Source organism: Bartonella refiksaydamii, assembly GCF_902652675.1.
In the GTDB taxonomy this organism is placed as follows: domain Bacteria; phylum Pseudomonadota; class Alphaproteobacteria; order Rhizobiales; family Rhizobiaceae; genus Bartonella; species Bartonella refiksaydamii.
This window is the reverse complement of the sequence record NZ_LR736289.1, coordinates 47,815-67,476: the sequence shown is the minus strand read 5'-3', so window position 1 is coordinate 67,476 and position 19,662 is coordinate 47,815. Positions and strand designations below refer to the sequence as shown.

At 37.9% G+C, this 19,662-nt stretch carries 16 protein-coding genes; 7 read left to right on the top strand and 9 right to left on the bottom strand.

Features of this window, described 5'->3' with window-relative positions; all coding sequences use genetic code 11:
* Positions 1 to 2: 2 nt before the first annotated feature.
* Positions 3 to 953, bottom strand: coding sequence for an FAD-dependent oxidoreductase (locus tag GQO39_RS00320; RefSeq protein WP_156850454.1), 951 nt, complete (start codon positions 951 to 953; stop codon positions 3 to 5).
* Entirely contained in the window at positions 950 to 2,782 is a 1,833-nt protein-coding gene (thiC, locus tag GQO39_RS00315; RefSeq protein WP_156850453.1) for a phosphomethylpyrimidine synthase ThiC, read from the bottom strand. Before thiC ends, GQO39_RS00320 begins: the two co-directional genes overlap by 4 nt.
* A gap of 641 nt (positions 2,783 to 3,423) precedes the next feature.
* Here thiC and GQO39_RS00310 point away from each other — a divergent pair.
* From GQO39_RS00310 to GQO39_RS00300, 3 genes are all read left to right on the top strand, one after another.
* The gene (locus GQO39_RS00310) at positions 3,424 to 3,717 is read left to right on the top strand and encodes a hypothetical protein (RefSeq protein ID WP_156850452.1); all 294 of its coding nucleotides are present in this window, start codon (positions 3,424 to 3,426) and stop codon (positions 3,715 to 3,717) included.
* A gap of 1,271 nt (positions 3,718 to 4,988) precedes the next feature.
* Positions 4,989 to 5,969 (top strand): gene transfer agent tail collar protein BgtC, encoded by a 981-nt coding sequence (gene bgtC, locus GQO39_RS00305; RefSeq protein ID WP_156850451.1) that lies wholly within the window; start codon positions 4,989 to 4,991, stop codon positions 5,967 to 5,969.
* A 420-nt stretch (positions 5,970 to 6,389) separates the two neighbouring features.
* Positions 6,390 to 6,572: a hypothetical protein gene (locus tag GQO39_RS00300; protein WP_156850450.1), complete on the top strand. Its 183-nt coding sequence runs from the start codon at positions 6,390 to 6,392 to the stop codon at positions 6,570 to 6,572.
* 198 nt (positions 6,573 to 6,770) lie between these two features.
* Here GQO39_RS00300 and GQO39_RS00295 read toward each other — a convergent pair whose 3' ends face one another.
* The 5 genes from GQO39_RS00295 to GQO39_RS00275 all read right to left on the bottom strand — a co-directional run bounded on the left by GQO39_RS00295 (position 6,771) and on the right by GQO39_RS00275 (position 13,068).
* Positions 6,771 to 7,565: a heme ABC transporter ATP-binding protein gene (locus GQO39_RS00295; protein ID WP_156850449.1), complete on the bottom strand. Its 795-nt coding sequence runs from the start codon at positions 7,563 to 7,565 to the stop codon at positions 6,771 to 6,773.
* Complete coding sequence (locus GQO39_RS00290) at positions 7,558 to 8,658, bottom strand: FecCD family ABC transporter permease (RefSeq protein WP_198039391.1); 1,101 nt, start codon at positions 8,656 to 8,658, stop codon at positions 7,558 to 7,560. Before GQO39_RS00290 ends, GQO39_RS00295 begins: the two co-directional genes overlap by 8 nt.
* 5 nt (positions 8,659 to 8,663) lie before the next feature.
* Positions 8,664 to 9,560, bottom strand: coding sequence for a heme/hemin ABC transporter substrate-binding protein (locus GQO39_RS00285; RefSeq protein WP_156850448.1), 897 nt, complete (start codon positions 9,558 to 9,560; stop codon positions 8,664 to 8,666).
* Positions 9,561 to 9,575: 15 nt separating this feature from the next.
* Positions 9,576 to 10,622, bottom strand: a complete 1,047-nt coding sequence (locus GQO39_RS00280) for a hemin-degrading factor (protein ID WP_156850447.1) — start codon at positions 10,620 to 10,622, stop codon at positions 9,576 to 9,578.
* 265 nt (positions 10,623 to 10,887) lie between these two features.
* Positions 10,888 to 13,068: a TonB-dependent hemoglobin/transferrin/lactoferrin family receptor gene (locus tag GQO39_RS00275; RefSeq protein ID WP_156850446.1), complete on the bottom strand. Its 2,181-nt coding sequence runs from the start codon at positions 13,066 to 13,068 to the stop codon at positions 10,888 to 10,890.
* Positions 13,069 to 13,312: 244 nt separating this feature from the next.
* Here GQO39_RS00275 and GQO39_RS00270 point away from each other — a divergent pair, with 244 nt between their 5' ends.
* Positions 13,313 to 14,098: an energy transducer TonB family protein gene (locus GQO39_RS00270; RefSeq protein ID WP_156850558.1), complete on the top strand. Its 786-nt coding sequence runs from the start codon at positions 13,313 to 13,315 to the stop codon at positions 14,096 to 14,098.
* A gap of 125 nt (positions 14,099 to 14,223) precedes the next feature.
* Here the strand turns inward: GQO39_RS00270 and GQO39_RS00265 are convergent, their stop codons facing one another.
* Positions 14,224 to 16,326: a lytic transglycosylase domain-containing protein gene (locus GQO39_RS00265; RefSeq protein ID WP_156850445.1), complete on the bottom strand. Its 2,103-nt coding sequence runs from the start codon at positions 16,324 to 16,326 to the stop codon at positions 14,224 to 14,226.
* Between the two features lie 249 nt (positions 16,327 to 16,575).
* Here GQO39_RS00265 and dapA point away from each other — a divergent pair, with 249 nt between their 5' ends.
* Complete coding sequence (gene dapA, locus GQO39_RS00260; RefSeq protein ID WP_156850444.1) at positions 16,576 to 17,460, top strand: 4-hydroxy-tetrahydrodipicolinate synthase; 885 nt, start codon at positions 16,576 to 16,578, stop codon at positions 17,458 to 17,460.
* A gap of 16 nt (positions 17,461 to 17,476) precedes the next feature.
* A complete protein-coding gene (smpB, locus tag GQO39_RS00255) occupies positions 17,477 to 17,953 on the top strand; it encodes an SsrA-binding protein SmpB (RefSeq protein ID WP_156850443.1) in 477 nt (158 codons plus the stop codon).
* A gap of 45 nt (positions 17,954 to 17,998) precedes the next feature.
* Here smpB and GQO39_RS00250 read toward each other — a convergent pair whose 3' ends face one another.
* The gene (locus tag GQO39_RS00250; protein WP_007552104.1) at positions 17,999 to 18,667 is read right to left on the bottom strand and encodes a uracil-DNA glycosylase; all 669 of its coding nucleotides are present in this window, start codon (positions 18,665 to 18,667) and stop codon (positions 17,999 to 18,001) included.
* 569 nt (positions 18,668 to 19,236) lie between these two features.
* On the opposite strand from GQO39_RS00250, the gene rpoZ reads away from it, so the two are divergent.
* Positions 19,237 to 19,635, top strand: a complete 399-nt coding sequence (gene rpoZ / locus GQO39_RS00245) for a DNA-directed RNA polymerase subunit omega (RefSeq protein ID WP_007552103.1) — start codon at positions 19,237 to 19,239, stop codon at positions 19,633 to 19,635.
* The last annotated feature ends 27 nt before the right edge of the window (positions 19,636 to 19,662 follow it).

Below are 19,662 nucleotides of genomic sequence, written 5' to 3'. Positions count from 1 at the left end.
TTTTACTCCAATGCCAACTTCATTGCTTGCTTTGCCATTTCTGGAGATAAAAGAAAACCATGTCTATAAAATCCATTAATAAAAATATGATTACCATGCTTGTACACGGAAGGAAAGTTATCAGGATAGCATGGACGTATAGCAACTCCAGATTCAATAATTTCTGCTTCGGCAAAAGCGGGATGTAAAGTATAAGCCGCATTGAGCAATTCCATCATTGACCTCACCGATATGGCGCCATCAAGGTCACTCTCAATCATTGTTGCACCAATCATAAAAATATTATCTTGTCGAGGGACAACATAGAGTGGAAATCGTGGATGAAGCAGGCGAATTGGACGAGAAATTTTAATATCTGTGCTGCGTACGAGAAGCATTTCTCCGCGTACACCTCGTATATTTTTGTCTTTTCCTAAACGTGCTATTCCGGTTGCATCAATGACAATATCAAAATTTGTTTCAGATATTTCTACATCGACAAAAGAGGCTCCACTTTTTATAAGGTTGTCTTTTAAAGTAATAAGTGCTTTGCGTGGATCAAGATGTGCTTCATTTTCATAAAAGAGTGCACAATTAAAACGTTCCTCAAGATCCGGTTCAAGATAAGCGATCTCTGTACCGTTTATCATTTTGTGATTATGTGTACGCACTGCGAATCGTTCAAGTTCTACCTTATCCCGTGTAGGAGCAACAACCAAAGTACCTTTTCGTATAACAAAATTGGGGAGCATTTTATGCCACCACTGTATAGCTTGTATACCAAGATCTTCAACAATTTGTTCCGCATTTTCCCTTTCACAGTAAGGTGCAAGCATTCCTCCCGCATACCAACTAGCACTTCCTATAGGTGAATGAGGGGGAGCCGATAGAGTAACAGAAACACCTTTTTGCTGTAACATAAAGGCAACTGTTAATCCCCCTACTCCTGCACCTTTGATAAGAATATTCTTCAACTGTTGACACTCTTTTTTTGAACAGGAATAGCATCTACATAAAGGTCACCATTTTTTTGATATTTCTCGGACATAGCAATCATACCTTCCCCTTTCGTTTTTATTGTTGCTGCTGCCTCACGAATATCATGAGAAATACTCATAGAACAGAATTTTGGTCCACACATGGAACAAAAATGCACCAATTTATGAGCTTCTTTAGGCATTGTTTCATCATGAAAGGCACAGGCTGTTTCTGGATCAAGAGAAAGGTTAAATTGATCATACCATCGGAAATCAAATCGTGCACGTGAAAGGGCATTATCACGCAATTGTGCTCTGGGCAAACCTTTGGCAAGATCAGCAGCATGTGCAGCAATTTTATAAGTGATCACGCCAGTTTTAACGTCATTTTTATCAGGGAGTCCTAAGTGTTCTTTGGGCGTTACATAACACAACATGGCGGTTCCAAACCATCCAATCATAGCGGCACCAATTGCTGAAGTAATATGGTCATAACCAGGGGCAATGTCTGTTGTAAGAGGTCCCAAAGTATAAAAAGGTGCTTCATGACAGAGATTGAATTGCTGTTCCATATTTTCTTTAATTTTGTGCATTGGGACATGCCCAGGTCCTTCAATCATAACCTGTACGTCTTTTCCCCAAGCAATTTTTGTCAATTCCCCCAAAGTTTTAAGTTCAGCAAATTGCGCTTCATCATTAGCATCGGCAATAGAGCCAGGACGCAATCCATCCCCCAAGGAAAGAGAAATGTCATAAGTGCGTGCAATATCACAAATTTCATTAAAATGTTCATAGAGAAAGCTTTCTTTGTGATGATACAAACACCATTTTGCCATAATAGAACCACCTCGTGAAACAATACCTGTTACCCGATCAATAGTGAGAGGGATAAAAGGTAATCTTAATCCCGCATGAATGGTAAAATAATCAACACCTTGTTCTGCTTGCTCAATAAGGGTGTCTCGGAAAATATCCCATGTTAAATTTTCAGCAATACCTTGTACTTTTTCGAGCGCTTGATAAAGAGGAACAGTTCCGATGGGAACTGGTGAATTTCGAATAATCCACTCACGAATATTGTGAATATTCCGCCCTGTTGAGAGATCCATAACTGTATCTGCTCCCCAACGAGTGGCCCAAACCATTTTATCAACTTCTTCTGCCATAGATGAAGTAACTGCTGAATTGCCAATATTGGCATTAATTTTAACACGAAAATTGCGTCCAATAATCATTGGTTCACATTCTGGATGGTTGATATTTTGGGGAATAATAGCACGCCCGCAGGCAATTTCATTACGAACAAACTCGGCAGTATAAATTTCCGGTATTGATTTACCAAATGATGCATCCGGTTGCGTTGTTTGCTGTTCTTTTATTGTTAGTCCTTCATTTTCTCGTATAGCCACGTATTCCATTTCAGCGGTAATGATACCTGCGCGTGCATAAGCCATCTGTGTAATTGCTTTATCTTTTTTTGCTCGCAAAACAGGCTGTTTTTGTTCAAAGGCTGGTATAGGGATTTGATTATGAGCTACTCCATTATCTTCGGGTTTGATTGGTCGTGCAGTATAAGGCTCGGTATCAGCACGCTTAGAGAGCCAAGCTGAGCGAATTGCTGGCAAGCCTTTTGTAATATCAATGATCATATTTTTATCAGTGTAAGGACCAGAAGTATCGTAGATGTGTAAAGGTTTTTCGCTACTGTCTGTTAATGAAATTTCACGCAATGGTACACGCACATCGGAGAAGAGGAGACTCTGTTGATAAATTTTGCGTGAGGCCGAGAAGGGGTTGCAACTAATTGATAGAATATTTTTTTGCATATAAACTTTTTCCTTATAAACACATAGTAAAAAAAACAGGTTGCAATGTTCATAGAGAAACATTAAAATTATCAATCACGTGTGCTTGCATTAAGGAGTGTATGTAGTATGGTCTTATACCAAGACACACCAGATAAAAATCAAGAAACTTTATTGAAAAAATTGATGCAATAGCTCTCATAATATTAGCATTATCCCCCACTTAAAAAATTTTTACTTACAAGGATATGGTTGGCTTAAATGCTTATATTGTCAATCCCAAAGATATATCTTTAACGGTTTTTATATATTTTGTAGAAATGAAAGCGGGTACCATGAAGTAATTAACTATAAAGTTTTTATAAACAGACAGATAAGATTAAAAAATTATTGTTAAGGGGAGAGTGGATGGTTTATGGATTTTTTAAAGATTTTTGCTTCTTATCCTTCATTGATGCTTTAAAATAGTTGGGAAAGCAAGAGAAGCCAAAGGATGCATTTCACGTGTAAAATATTATGTGAGTCCTATTTATCGATTGGCAATAGAATAGAAATGGGCGCTAAGCGTTTTGGTTTGATCTTACAAGAGGCAAACATTCTCTTGCTTGCACTTAATATAGAGCAACTTTATTAGCAAGGTTAGCTTTCTCAAAGGCAATATGATGCTGCGCAACAATATCTATAAATCAAAAGCGTTTATTTATGTGCAAAAGGCTTATTTGGCGCTGTTTATTATAAATCAGTATCTTGCCATGGGGATGATCGGGTGTATGAAAATAGCGCTTTTGGTAAATGGCACCAGACAGATTAAGGTTTTACAAAGTTTATACCGATATTTAAAGGCAAAACAGAAGGTCCGTGCGGCTTTGGAAGAAAGAGGAACTAAAAAGACAAGATTTTATACTTTGATAGAAGCTTTAAAAAGCCATACATTAGGTATTGGAGGGATATTCTAGGCTCAATCTTTGTGCTCATCAGTTTCAGAATTTGCTCGCCGAGAGTTCTTTGGAAGAGATTAAATGGGACATTGAAAGCTATGACTTTGTAAAGAACTATTATTAAGTTGAGAAATTATCAATTTGGCAAATGCTTACTCTGGTATTGTAATGAGAAGGGTGGATGCCGATAATTGCATGATGCTATTCAGAAGAGTTTATTATCCTTGCAAAAGAATTCTATATATAATAGAATACATAGAAAAGTAGTTGTGCTAAGTGTGGGAGGGCAACGGGCGACTACAGCGAGTCAGTTTTCAAAGATCAGTAATGCGCATTTTATAGAGAGTGGGGGGACTTGGTTCGTATTTTTCAGTTCACGTAAAGAAATCGGATGTATCTTCCAGATTTGATGAAGGTATGCTGTGTATCTTCAACCCATTTATATAGGGTATATCATTTCTAGATTAAGTTAAAGGGCAACGAATTTAACAGATTAAGAACATCTTCTGTGGTGAGATAGACTGGGACAAGAAGTGCTCGAAAAAGGTGCCGGTGTTTATCTGGTGAAGCTAGTTTCAGGAACAATTTAACAAAACAGGGTATGTTTTAAAAGGTATCTGCGTGCAAATAAAGATGTAATGTATAATGCAAAATGTCCGGAACAAACTTTTACAATTTGTTTGGTACAGATGATAGTCAAAGAAGTTGTAGTCTATTTTTAATAAAAATAAAGCAAAACAAACTATAAAAGTTTTACAATCATAGCTCAAGAGACAGAGGTTGTTTGTTCAAAGTATAGGGATAAAATATAAAAGAGATGCTATAGAGTATTTCTGACTGGAAAGTTTTAAGATAGCGAAAATGTTAGAAAATAGTGTAGGTCTCATTAAAAGTCCAAATAGGTCAGTAGTTTCCTATGAGTTTGATAAGTTATTATATTCAATGATGATGATATGAAATCCAGAGCAAGGGATTTTGTGAACAATATTTGTAAACTTTACAATAATATGAAAAGTTTGAAAATACAATCGCATAACTACAATAAAGCAACAATGGGTAAGCAATGTCAAATGAAGTGATTACATTGCAATGGGAGGCATTGATACTGATGTTATAAATAAATTGTGATGGATTTAGTTTATTTAATTGTAAGAAGTGCAGAAAATAAAATGAATAAATACGGGTAGTGCAGCAGTATGTAATGTATCAACGAAGAATTGCGGGAGAGCTATATTCTGGTGCACGGAAAAGAAATTGCTAGAAGGGTTATTGAGATAAGGGGGGTTATAATGTCTGATATTTACGATTGGTCACTAAAGGCCGATGAGAATGCCCATTCAGATAGTATCATTAATTGGGCAGAAGGTCAGCCACCTAGTTCTGTCAATGATAGTGCGCGGGCGATGATGCAGCGTATGCGTGAATATCTTGCAGATAGTGGTGGCTCTATTGGCTCAAATTTTATGGTAAATGCGGAAGATAAAACAACATTGATCACGTTGAAAACAGCTTCACCTATAGCGAAATATAAAAATGATATCATAATACGTTTTAAGTCTCGTGGTGTGAACGTCGGCACAACGACGATAACAGTTAATAGCTTAGGGGAGAAGCCGCTCTATAAAGCAACCGATGTGGGTGTTATCCCATTAGAAGGCGGAGAGTTACAAACAAATGGTATCTATGAGATAGTATATAATAGCAATGTTTCAATGGTAGATCGTGATGGTTGGTATTTATTAAATCCTACACCTCTTCCACCACCAAAGATAGAAACCTTTCCTTGCGGGTTTATTGCAACTTTTGCTATGCAAGAAATCCCAAACGGTTGGCTTTTATGCGATGGTGCTACCTATGAACGCAAAGATTATCCGCAATTATTCAAGGCAATAGGTGATAAATGGGGAAAAAACAGTGATACAACCTTTAAAGTTCCTGATTTTAGAGGAATGTTTTTACGCGGTTTTGATGATGGTCGCGGTCTAGATGCAGATAGACTGTTTGCAAATGAGCAGCAAGATAGCATTAAATCACATACGCATATTTGCACCATTAAAGAGGCAGGTAAGCATACGCACAATTTTCAGTATGCTGGAGTTGGATGGAGTGCCAATGATATTGGCAGAAGGAACCCCTCTTATCACTATCAAACCATTACAGGGACCACACAAACAGCTGGTGCGCACACGCATGAAGTAACTCTTTCTTCAACGGGTGAAGCAGAAACGAGACCTGTTAATACAACGGTTGTTTATGCAATAAAATCATAAAGCTATTGGTTAATAAATAATTTATTCGTCATTGATGATTTTGTTAACGCGGAGTAAATCCGCGTTACTTTTTTATGTAAATAATTAAAGAATTCACGTGCTATTAATTAATAAGATACTTGAGAGTGTTTAAAAACACTCTTTGTGGGTGATAAGGAAGCAATTTCAAATACCTGTAGGGCTGAGGGTATGGCTTGTTGCAAGAAAAAGTAAGTTGTAAGTGAGAAAACACTACTGTATTAAGTGTTCTTATTCAATATAAAATTTGATAAATTATCATTGTAAATCAATATATTATCTATTTATAACAACAGATAAAACATACGTTTTTATGAGCAAAGCAACGCCATGAAGTCACAAATAAATCTCCGATGGATTAAAAAGAGATACTAAATTCTATCAAGGGGATTTAGCAAAACAATGACAATAGACACATCTGACTTTACGCCTTCTTATCATTACAGAATCATTCGTGTGCATCTTTTATGTCATTTTCATAAAGATCAGAGTGGTAGGAATAGAGAAACAATTCCTATTGATGTTATAAAAGAAAATGTAACAGCACAACAAAGTCTCAAACGTTTTTATCAAGTAAAGTCTTAAAGGCTTTTAAACACGCACATTTTCTTTCCTGAGGTATTTTGGGGGATGTATGCTCCTTTTCAAAAGATGACATACCACAATATAGAAGAGAGTTCACTCAAAGATAAAATGACTCTTGGATGTATCTGTTTATTTTATTTTGCTATGCATCTTAACTCTTTGATTTAAGCAAACAGATTTTCGGAAAATTATGTTGTTTTACAGGCAGGCTGCTGTTTGAGGCAGTATAAACGGAATATCTGCTTTAGGCAATTCAGAAACAATTAAGGCACAATGATAAACATCGCGTAGATTTTTTGTTGTCAAAACAGTAGAGGCACTTCCTTCGCAATAAATTGCTCCCTGCTTTAGCAATATCATTTTATCTGCGTAATGTGCAGCAAGATTGAGATCATGGAGAATAGCAAGAACGCCACCACCACGACGGGCAAAATCTTTGGCAATATCCATAACAACAAGCTGATGTTGTATATCGAGGCTCGCAATAGGTTCATCTAATATCATCCAACGAGAAACTCCATTATAAACTGGCTCCCATATTTGACAAAGCACACGAGCAAGTTGTACTCTAGCTTGTTCTCCCCCTGATAATTGATGATAATATCGGTTGCCATAGTCAGCAAGGCCGACGCATTCTAAAGCTTTTTGGGTAAGATTTTGTAATTCGATTTTGGTAATGGTAAATTGGTTTGCAGAAAGACCAAGTTCTACAACTTCATGGACTAAGAATGGAAATACTAGCATTGTTGATTGTGGTAATACTGCGCGCATTTTTGCCATTTCATAGGTTTTCGTTTGGCTAATATCATAACCATTCAAGGTTATTTTTCCACCATAGGGGAGTTCTCCACTCAGTGCTTTGACAAAAGTACTTTTTCCAGATCCATTGGGACCGATAATGATGGTAAGATCACCACTTTTAGCTTGGATATCTATATGGTTAAGAATCTGTTTGTTCCCGCGTTGAACGCAAACATTGACTGCCTCAATCATGAAAATTTGTTCCTCGTTTGCGGATAAGGATCCATAGGAAAAAAGGTGCACCAAAAAGTGCCGTAACGATTCCAATTGGTAATTCCGCAGGGGCAACAATTAAGCGTGCAAAGGTGTCAGCAAAAATAAGTAATGCCGCCCCCAAAAGAGCAGAATAGGGAATAAGATAACGGTGATCTGGACCAATCAGCTGACGTAAAATATGTGGAACAACAATACCGATAAAACCAATACCACCACTGACAGCAACCGCGCTACCACACATAAGTGCAACAAGAAGAATAGCGATATTTTTAATATGCTGAATATGGAAACCAATATGGCCAGCAACGGCTTCTCCAAGAGCAAGAGCATTAAGCGCTCGTGATAAAAAGGGTGAAGACAGAAGACCAATACATATAAAAGGGAGAACAAGCCAAACTTTCAACCATGTGGCACCTGCAAGAGAGCCAAGACTCCAGAAAGTAATATCACGGAGTTGTTGATCATTTGCGATAAAGATGAGTGTTCCAACAACAGCACTGCTTAAAGCACCAAGAGCAATACCTGCAAGAAGCATCGTCGCAATAGAGGTAAAATTATGATGCGTTGCTATTGTATAAAGAACAATTGTTGAGAGAAGTCCACCCCAAAAGGCACCTATGATGACGTTATAAGGCTCTAATAGAGGTACTAATGAGGCAGGGAAGGCAATACCGACAACAATTGCTAAAACAGCGCCAAGACCTGCTCCTGCTGATACGCCTACAATCCCAGGATCGGCAAGAGGATTACGGAAAAGCCCCTGCATGAGAACACCAGAGACAGCTAAAGCTGATCCAATCAATACCCCCAATATAACACGGGGGAGCCTAATATCAATAAGCACGAGATAATCACGCGTTTTACTACTCACTGAAAAGTCTTGTGTAAGTATTACATGAAAAAAATCAAAAAAAGAAACGCTTGAAGCTCCATTCAAAATTCCAGCAAAAATGCTGAAGATGAGAAATATTATAAGACCAAATAATACAATCTTTCTCAAATTTATACGGTCTATTTTTTTATTTTCTTTTGTTTTAGATGCATACATTACGGATGTGCTATCTACCATTTCTATCAGCTCTTACCATTTTTGTTTGTACCATAAAGCAGATTAATGAGCTCTCTCGATGCTTCCGCAGTGCGTGGACCAAATCCTAGAAGATACATAGCATCCATCTGTTTAATGGCATGATTTTTTGCTGCATTTGTTGCTTGAATTGCTGGTATAGCTAAAATCTTTTCAATATTAGTGTATCTCTTACCATGCTTCACAAGTAAAATAATATCAGGGTTTGATTTTAATAACGCTTCGCTATTTATTAGCTTATATCCCTTGTAATCGGTGATGGCATTGATACCACCTGAAAGCTTTATCATACTATCTGCAGCTGTATCTGTTCCAGATGCCATAATACGCCCATTTTGCACGGAAAAAATAAAAAGAACGCGCTTTGGTTTTGTCACTTTTGCTAAAAGTGCATCATTGTCCACAAAGTCACGACTTATTTTTTTAATCAATTCAGCTGCTTGTGCTTCACGATGAATGGCTTTGCCAACAAGGCGAACTTTCTCTATAACATTTTCGCGGGAGTAGTTCTCTGGTATGACCACTAGAGGGATTGATGTTTTTTTAAGAATGTCAATTGTGGCAGGAGGTCCACTTCCTTCAACGAGCAATATGCCTTCTGGAGCAAGTGATAAAACACCTTCAGGTGAAAGAGCACGCATATATCCAAGCACAGGAAGTTTGAGCGCATCTTGTGGATAAACGCTAGTACTATCACGGCCAATAAGTTGATCTTGAGCTCCCAATGCATAAACGATTTCTGTAAGAGAGCCGCCAATAGAGACGATACGCGCATTTTCAGAAAAGTGTGTTGTAGGTTCAGCAATTACTGGTTGAGAAAAGGGGTGAAGAGAAAGCAATATAAAAATAAGAAAAAATCTCAGTAGTCTACACAAAATAAGCATGTTCGATTTACCTTTCTAGGCAATTGCTGTTTCTCTATACGAGGGCAAACTATTCAATAAAGAGCGCCAATCTTCACGCTCTTTCTGACCTTCCTTTCGCAGACCAAAGAACTGAACAATCATCTCGCCATTTTTATCGAAAACTTCAAGTGAACTGACATAACCGTCATTCGTAGGTTTGCGAACATGCCACACTTTATTGACCCCTGAAAGTAACAAATGCATATCGAATTTGGGATCAAGAATATTAAGCCATGGTCCCATTTGCTTAATATTTTTTACTTGTCCACTAAAAATTTGGATACACCCTCTATTGCCAACAAAGCACATAATAGGTACTCCTTGCTGTGCGACTTGGTTAAGCATCACTTCAATAGCTTCTACTCCCAATTCATTAGCAAATTCACTACCAGCATATTTTACAGCATCATGTCGATTAATTTCAAATTCCGAAATAATTTTATGAAGTTGATGTACATCAGTCATTTGCCGCCAACGATTTCGGAATTGTTCAATATCCAACCCTGTAGTATTGTCACGTTGAGTTTGGATAGAAGCGGGAAGGACGTCAAGAATAGACGACTGATCTTCATGAAGCAACTTCTCAACAAGTTCGCTCCATTTTTCCATATTCGTTGTATCTTTAGAATAGATTTTTAAAACAGCAACGCCATATTGATCAAAAAATTGCAGGCTTTTTGTAGGCTTTCCGAGAACGATCATATCATATTCAAAACCAAATTTCCATTGTTTTGAAAAAATACGCAAATCAATTTCACCAAGTGTAATAGGGACATGTTGGTTTTGAACAATTTTTTCAAAACATCCTGTTATTTCATGAACAGCATATTCATTGCGTGTCAATGCCATAACTGTTCCAAGTTGAGGAGCATTTTCTAAGAGAGTGGCAATATCAGTTTGTAGTCTTTTTGCTTTGCCGATTGTACAGTAGGCAGCAACAAGTTCTGCTTCAGATATACCAATAGAGACTGCAAAATCACGGTTCCGCATCTCTTTTTTTTCTTCACGTAAACGAATAATCATCTCGGCTGTATATAACATGGGCTTTCCTTATGTCACTTAGAGAGTTAACTTCCAAAATTTTACAATCACAACACTGGGTTGATTATTCTCAGAGAATAACTCAACCCTTCACCAAATAAACCCCTATTATAAACAGCAGAACAAGCAAAAATCGATAAATTAGAAAAAATTAAAGCTTTTCTTTCAAGTCTTCGTGATTTAAAGAACAACGAGAACAAAAACACAATAATCTACTCTTTTACCGATATAATTTTAATATTGGTTTAATAGTTAACAGAAGTGACTAAAACTTTTGCACGAACGATACCTTAAAGTTACGACCAGGTTGACTAAAATAATCATTTGCTATTGCACTTTTACTTGAAGGAAGATCAGATACATTCCAATATTTTGTATTGAACAGATTATAAACACCAGCTCTTACAATAGGCCCTTTTTCACCAAGTGGTTTCCACCACCCTGACATATCAATAATGTTATATCCCGGAATTTTTTTGGAGTCAGATCCATTCGTAACTTTATCACGTTTTGCAGATGAAGTAAGTACGACGTCCGCCCCCCAGAATTCTTTTGCATATCCTAGTTCAATAACCGTTTTTAAAGGTGGAATTGAGTCGAGATATTCATTTTTATCAAGATCCTTTCCTTGCGAATAGACAAGGGCAAAATTGCTACGCAATCCACTATTAAAAGCCAAATGTACTCTTGCTTCCACGCCAGAAATACGTACATTCGAACGATTCATGTAATGTCGCCGTGCAAACCGGAATTCTTCTGATGGCCCTTTATCTATGGTATCTATGAAGTCTTTATACTGATTGAAAAAGGCGTTAAGTGAACCACCGAAGCTTTTATCGCCATATCTTACGCCAATATCGTACCCATTGCTCGTTTCTGCTTTAAGATCAGGGTTTCCTTTTGAGTAATAAGCAGATGGCTTGATATAAGAGATGTAAAGTTCCGAAACACGTGGTGCACGAAAAGCTTGCGCCCATTGAGCATAAAGCGTCACTTGATTGCGAATATCCCACTCCATACGTAATTTAGGAGAGAAATGTGAACCATTTCTTTCTGAAGGAAATCTGTCAGAAATCAGAGCTTTCTCATAAGAAGAAGTTTTTTGAGGGATACGTTTATACCAATCATAACGAACTCCAGGTGTTACACGGAAACGATTATGAGCAAAGCCAATTTCATTTTCAAAAGCCAAACCAAAACTGTAGCTATTTGTATCCGGTGAATCTGATCGATTAGCAGGCACAAAGAGGCATGCCTGTGCATTTTCTTCCAAATGACAACTATCTTTACCTAGCAAATAATGATGAAATTGAGATGACAAAGCATCAGTGGCAAGCTTTAACGTATGGCTTACAGAGCCAATCTTCACTTTTTTGAGAGCGTGAGCATTTAAACCATAATTGGTATCACGCACGAAATTATCTCTCAAATAATCTCCTTTTGGTGCTCTAACACGAAATCCCCTTGTAATATCAGTATTTGATTGTTTTAGCCAATAAAGTTGCCCACGAAACGCATCAAAAAACGCATCTCCGTCGCCGTTATAGTCATAAGAAAGAGAAAGACGTTCACGGCGTTTATTGTCCTGTTCATAAACGGAACCTGGAGAGTACTTTGTGTCCATATTTAATGAATGCGTATTTTTGCTATAATCAAAGCGTTCTGCTGTAAAACCAAAACGGTGGTTGTCATTAAGATATTGATGAACTTTAAAAAGCAAATTATTTTGGTCAAAATGAGCGGGATTTTTACGTGTACGTTCATTATGGTATCCCCCTATAGTTCCCATATTTTTTCGCTCATTACCTTCCGTGTGAGATCCTTGAAAAAGCAAAAATGTTTGTTGAGCACGCACAGCAAAAGCTTGATTTATGCGCCAACTATTATCCACAGAATGATAACCACCTTTTATAAGACTACCCCAATTCTTTTCTTCAGTGATAAGGTCTTCAGGATTAAGAGTACGCAAAGCGACAACGCCTCCTAGCGCACCAGACCCATAAAGACTAGAGTCCGAACCTTGAATAATATCAAATGTGGAAAGAGAACTAAAGTCGAACGTTGTATTTCCACTATTACCACGCAATATATCATTAAGCCACGGAAGAACAATACCATCCATTGTTGTGAGGACACGGTCTGCATCTAAGCCACGAATCGCAAAACTATTCTTCTTAGAATTATAGGCTACGGACGGTTCAAGACGACTAATTTCATGGACATCACTGATTTGTTTCTCATCAATATCCTTAGCGATTTTACGATTGGTCAGAATTGTTACTGAACCTGAAGCATCCTCTATTTTTTTCCCTTTAATAACAATTGGTTTGAGCTCAGTGACAGCTCCTCTCTCACTGTTTTGTGCAAAAACAAATGAAGGTATACAGACCGACAATGCACTTAAAATCACGCAGCTTTTATGGATATTCTCTCGTTTTATTCGCATAACACATCATAACCTTTTCTTAAATATCCCCTCTCTAGCTAGAAACTTGACATATAAAAACACTTGACTCACCGAATTACAAATTAGCCAGCCAAGCAAGAGTGATTTGACCTCAGTACAAAACCACGGAGAAACCATATTAAACATGACAAAATCAGTCAAGAAAAAAGTTGCAATTTCAAAATAGCTTGTTTTAATGAATTTGAATAATAATATTAAGCCTAGAATAGCGGCGGAAGAAACTATGGATTCTACAAGTATGAGGCGATTATTAATCCTTTGGGTTGGTGCGTTTATTTGTGCTTTCTCTTTGCATATAGCATTGGGAGCACAGTTTTATTTTCATACTATTGGTGTAAGTAATAACACACACTCATCAACGATTCTTCTAACTTTTGTGCAAGAGACTGTATCTTCGGATGCTAATACAGATTCGCCGGATATTGATACAGATCTATCAAATATTAGCACTGAGGCAGAAGTATTGCAGCCTGATCTTACAGAGCAAGCGTCAGAGATATTGGAACCGATAGATAAGGCTCATCCAGAAGAGCCACAACATACTGTGGAAAAAGATAATGTTGCAGTTCTCAAATCTTTGGAAAAAACTCTTCCTCAAAAGGTGGAGCATAAACCCCTCGATAAGAAATCGATACCGATGCCAAAGACTATAGTAAAAAAGAAGCCCTCTGTAAAGGCAGTACGTTCGTCTATCACCAGTCATGGTGGTGATACAGCAGCTCTTGAGGATGCGTTGTTAGTAGAATGGTTGGCAAAGGTACAGGCACAATTAGAAACGCAAAAAAAATATGTTGTAGAACGGCGTATCAGTCGTGCAAAAGGAACGGTGAAGTTAGAATTTAGGGTGCATGAGCAGGGAAGTATTTTTTCTAGCCGTGTTGTGATCTCTGCTGGTGATCCGGAACTTGACCGGTTAGCTATGGCGGCACTTCACCGTGTCGGTTCGTTTCCTCCTCCTCCTCCAGCAAAAGTGAACAAAATTATCAGAGTATCATTGATATTTAGCTGATTTTCACAGATTTTCTGGTTAATTTTCACACACTTTGATATTTATAATTACTACGATGTTATGGTTTATGCGTTGAGAAATGAGAATGAACTACTTTAGGGTGGATTTAGGTTGTATTATTTACATCAACCAGAGAGAAGATCGGCTTTTATATCTGTTTTTCCAGTAAATCTTGCTTTATAAACCCCATAATTTTCCATAACACGCATCACGTAATTACGTGTCTCTGTATAAGGGATGCGTTCAATCCAGTCGATTACTTTATCAAGAGATTGTCCACGAGGATCGCCATAGCGTTTTATCCATTCATTGACACGACGGGGACCTGCATTGTAACCAATAAGAGTCAATACGTAAGATCCGTTAAAACGTTCTAATTGTTCTCTTAGAAAATAGGCACCTAATGTAGCATTGTAACTGGCGTCATTTCTAAGTTTTTGGGGTGACCATGTGATTGAATACTTTTTTGCAAGTGTTTTTGCTGTCGTAGGCAATAATTGGAGAATGCCTTGTGCGCCTGCTTTTGATATGGCTGTTGGATTAAACTCACTTTCTTGGCGAGCAATGGCATAAACAAGCGCTTGTCCTGCGGAAGCAACATGGGCAGAGGATGGTATCGCCCCTATAGGATGAGAAAGTGCACCAACATTTTTACCTTGAAAAACAGCGGTTTTTCCAATTTTAAGGCTGGTATAATAGTCACCATTTTTTTCTGCCATGACAGCTAGAAGAGCTAGTTCTCCAGGGCTTTCTATTTTTTCCCCCAGTTCTCTATAAAAAAATTTAGCAAAATCAGTATAGCCGGCTGATTCGAGGCGTTGAATTGCTTTAATCACTTCTCGTGCGTTAAAACGTTGTCGTTCAGCGGTTGTTGGTTTTGGAAAGGAGACTTTGAGCTTTTTTTGGTTAAGCCGTGAAGCTGCTAATTGACCATAATAAGTTGCAGCAAAATAAGCTGCGCGATGAAAATAGTTTTGGGCATTTGTATGTTCTTTTAAAGCTTCTGCTGTTCGCCCCATCCAATAATATCCACGAGATGCAGAAAGAGGAGCAGAAGATAATTGAGGAATACGCGAAAAATGCTTCATTGCCAATTGAGGATCATGCAGAAACCGTAGCGCATACCATCCTGCATGAAATTCAGCATCGACAGCCAATAAAGATGTCATACCTGTATGTGTAGCAACAAGTTGATAGGCAATTTTAGGTTTGTTTAAATCAAGCATCTCACGTGAAAGGGCGCGTCGCTCTTTCCACAATGCATGAGAATTCATAAGTTTTAATGTATCTCTAGGCGTTTTCATCATGAGTGTTGCAGCTGCACTATATTGTCCAGTTCGCCGAAGATAGCGAATTCGGGCAAATTGAAAAAGAGGCTCTTTTTGCCATGATCGCTCCACAGCTTGTAATTTTTTCATGGCCCTAGGATCATTTTTTTCAACGGCAACAAAAGCATTAAAGAGAGAGTGAGCATGGGCCAATTTTGCAACGCGCTCAGCTGAATCAAAGTGATGTGTATAAAGCATAAATTGCATACGCTTCAGATGATCGATAGGTTTTAAAACAGTGCTTGCACTTTTCAGAATAAGCTCTTCTTCTTTTGCATTGAGCTTTTCTTTATGCCACCACGGTGCAATGATTTGTTGAGCACGAACGGTTTGTCCAGTTGCAATAAGGGCTTTAGCGAACAGAGCCATACCTTGTGCTGTGAGAGGAGAATGATGAGAAAATTTTTGAAGGATCACGTGTGTGAAATTGGTTTCATTGATAAGAGCACGTTCAGCATTACGTTGCATAGTGGTTATGCCTGGCCATCCTTTTAGCTCATTGATTGCATTGAATATTTCAGAGCTTGGTATATTTGCTTGGTTTGATATACCGATCGCCCATGTCAAAATATGGCGGTCAAGGCTATTCTTTACCATTGAATTACGAAGGCTTATTGTTTTTGCAATATTGTTGTTTGAAAGTGCATCTAGCCCAGCTTTAAGTTGTTTAAGTGTAGAGTTATTACTGGATGGTGGGGAACTGTAGGGAGGCGTGTGCAACTGTCTAAGAGGTTTATGTGCTTCTTTTTTTATGGCAAAGGAGGTAGGGCGAACCAAAGGGATTGGTACTTTCCTATGCAAAAGGGGTGATTGTGCCCATGCACTTGAAAATAAAATTGTTGTTGCCAGTATAAATGCAGTAAAGGTTTGTACAAAAAGGGGAACGAATAATGCACGCATAGAGAAAAAACCTTGAAACCTCATCTTTGGGAAACACCCAACAATTTCTAAAACAGAAGCGTGAAAAACGGGTTAATGTAAGCTGACACTTTAAAGAAATGTTCAGAATTGAAGGAGAGACATGCTAAATCTTTTGAGAGACATTGTGAAATACATCTTGCTTCAATTATAGAGCAAGATTATGCTTTATCATTGGTAATTTATAGAAGCTATTAAAAAAAATAAAGAGAACATTACAGGGAGTTTATCATGCTCAAGGGAGCTGTGACAGCACTTATCACACCATTTGATGATGAGGGCGCTATTGATGAGAAGGCATTTTGCAATTTTATTGAGTGGCAAATTGCACAAGGTATTAATGGTGTAAGCCCTGTTGGGACGACGGGTGAATCACCAACATTAAGTCATGAAGAACATAAGAGGGCTATAGAATTGTGTGTTGAGCAGGTTGCTAAGCGTGTTCCTGTTGTTGCTGGAGCAGGATCAAATAGCACAAGTGAAGCTGTAGAGCTTGCACAACATGCACAAAAGGCAGGCGCAGACGCAGTTTTGGTTGTCACTCCCTATTATAACAAACCCAATCAGTCTGGTTTATACAGGCATTTTTCTTCCATTGCGAAAGCTATTTCTATACCTATTATAATTTATAATATTCCCGGTCGTTCTATTATCGATATGGCTGTGGAAACGATGAGAGACCTTTGTCACGATTTTAAAAACATCATTGGTATTAAGGATGCGACGAGCAAAATTGAGCGTGTTAGTGAACAACGTGAGAAGTGTGGAAAAGATTTTGTACAGCTTTCTGGTGATGATTGTACAGCATTAGGTTTTAATGCACATGGAGGTGTAGGATGTATTTCGGTTTCGTCCAATGTTGCTCCAAAACTCTGTGCAGAACTGCACGCTGCTTGTTTACGTGGTGATTATAAAACAGCCCTAGAATTAAATGATCGTTTGATGCCTCTCAATCGTGCAGTATTTATTGAACCAAGCCCAGCAGGCATTAAATATGCTGCTGCGAAATTAGGACTTTGTGGCGATATTGTTCGCTTACCGATTGTTCCACTAGCAGATACCACAAAGAAGATTGTTGATGCTGCTCTGTGCCACGCTGGTCTGGTTAAAAAATAAAATGATATAATAAGCCATGAATAAAAAAAGGAATGCTCCAGTACGGAAAATAATTGCTGACAATCGTAAAGCCCGTTTTAATTATGAAATTCTCGATAATCTTGAGGTTGGTCTGGTACTTCAGGGAGCAGAAGTGAAGTCTTTACGTTCCAATCATGCGAATATTTCTGAGAGTTACGCTAGCTTTGAAAATGGAGAATTATGGTTAATCAATAGCTATATTCCTGAATATACGCAAGCCAATCGTTTTAATCATGAGCCACGTCGTTTGCGTAAGTTATTAATTTCAAAACGTGAAATGGCACGTTTTTTTAATGCAACTTCTCGTGAAGGAATGACGCTTGTTCCTCTTAAACTGTATTTTAATGAAAAAGGGCGTGCGAAGTTGGAAATTGCTCTGGCACGTGGGAAAAAGCTTTATGATAAGCGTGAAACTGAAAAGAAACGTGATTGGGGACGTGAAAAAGCACGACTTTTAAAAAAATATGGATGATGGGATCAATTTGTATATCTTTTTAATAGTGTTTCTCAGAAGATTTCAACATTGATCTAGATATGTTTTTGCTGCTTTGAAAATTTGATGGAACATAGCATCTGTTAAACGGCCAGTATTGGTATTATAGCGTGAACAGTGATAGCTTGAAAAGATGCGTAATCTTCCAATGTTGCTTATTTCCCCATGTCCGAAAGGATGGGCTAAAATTTTTGCATTGAGGGCACGTAATGTTGAATGATGCGCAATAGTGCCGAGGGTGATAACAGCTTTAAGTTTGGGAAGATTTGTTAAAAGAGGCGAAAAGAAATATCGGCAAGTGTTAATTTCTGCACTAGTGGGTTTATTTTCCGGTGGAACACAACGAACTGAGTTAACAATTGCTGTATCAATCAGTTCAAGATTGTCGTCTGCTTTTTCTTCAAAAGTACCTTGCGCAAAACCAAACTTTTTTAAAGTGGAATACAGCAAGTGTCCAGCATAATCACCAGTAAACGGGCGTCCAGTTCGATTGGCTCCGCGTAATCCAGGAGCGAGACCGACAATGAGAAGGCGGGTTGTCGTTGCGCCTTTATAGGGAAAGAACGGGCGCACCGGTGCATTATGCCAAGTCGGTTCTTTTATACGCCAATCAGCGATGAATTCGTGTAAACGGGGGCATAAATTGCAATTTTGCGGTGGTTCTGGGCAAAGAGATGTTAATGGACTATTCATGGTGGTAGGCATTAATCATTATTATAACAAAATCCTTTTGAGCTGCTTATGGGGTATACAATAGATTATATCTTTGTAAACAATCTTACGGTTAAATAGATGAGCTATTTCATAATATCGTTAAGTATTTTTGCAAAGAGAGATAAATTTGCAAATGCCCTATTTTGATGCGAAAGATGTTAAATTAACAGTGTTTAGTGGATGTAAATTTTTTAACAATTTAATTGATACGTTATCATAAATGGTGCGCATGAGATTATTCTAAAGATTTATAATAAATTTGAGTGATGAATAATTTTAAAGCCTGAAGTCTCTAGGAAGATTTATTTTGTTAGATGAGGGTACTTTATTCGTTTGAATCCGGTACGTTAGAACTTTTCATGTTAGAGTGGCATTGATAACTTCTTCGAATAGGGTTTGCGCTTTTTATAAAGCTTCCAAGCTTTTTTTATAAGCTCTTTTAGCAAAAAATATTAAAGTGTATGTTGTTTTCCTTGTATTTTATTTTGATTATTGTATATAATTCGTCCCTACCATGAAATTTATTAATCTTTAAGAAAGAGGCATGGATGGCACGCGTAACAGTAGAAGATTGTATTGATAAAGTCGGTAATCGCTTTGAATTGGTGCTTTTAGCAGGGCATCGGGCGCGTCAGATTTCACAGGGTGCGCAGATGACGGTTGATCGTGATAATGATAAGAATCCGGTTGTTGCTTTGCGTGAAATAGCAGAAGAGACATTATCGGCTGCTGATTTGAAAGAAGATCTTATTCATTCGTTGCAAAAACACGTAGAAGTGGATGAGCCAGAAATAGCAGGTGAACTGATTTCTCATTCAGGTGAATCTGAAGGTGTTTTTGGCACATCATCGGAAGAAGAGAGTAGTTCATTCGATTATATGTCGGAAGAGGACCTTTTAGCAGGTATTGAAGGTTTGGTTGTTCCAGAGAAAAACGACGATTATTGATTGTTTTCGGGAACAAATATACGGTAT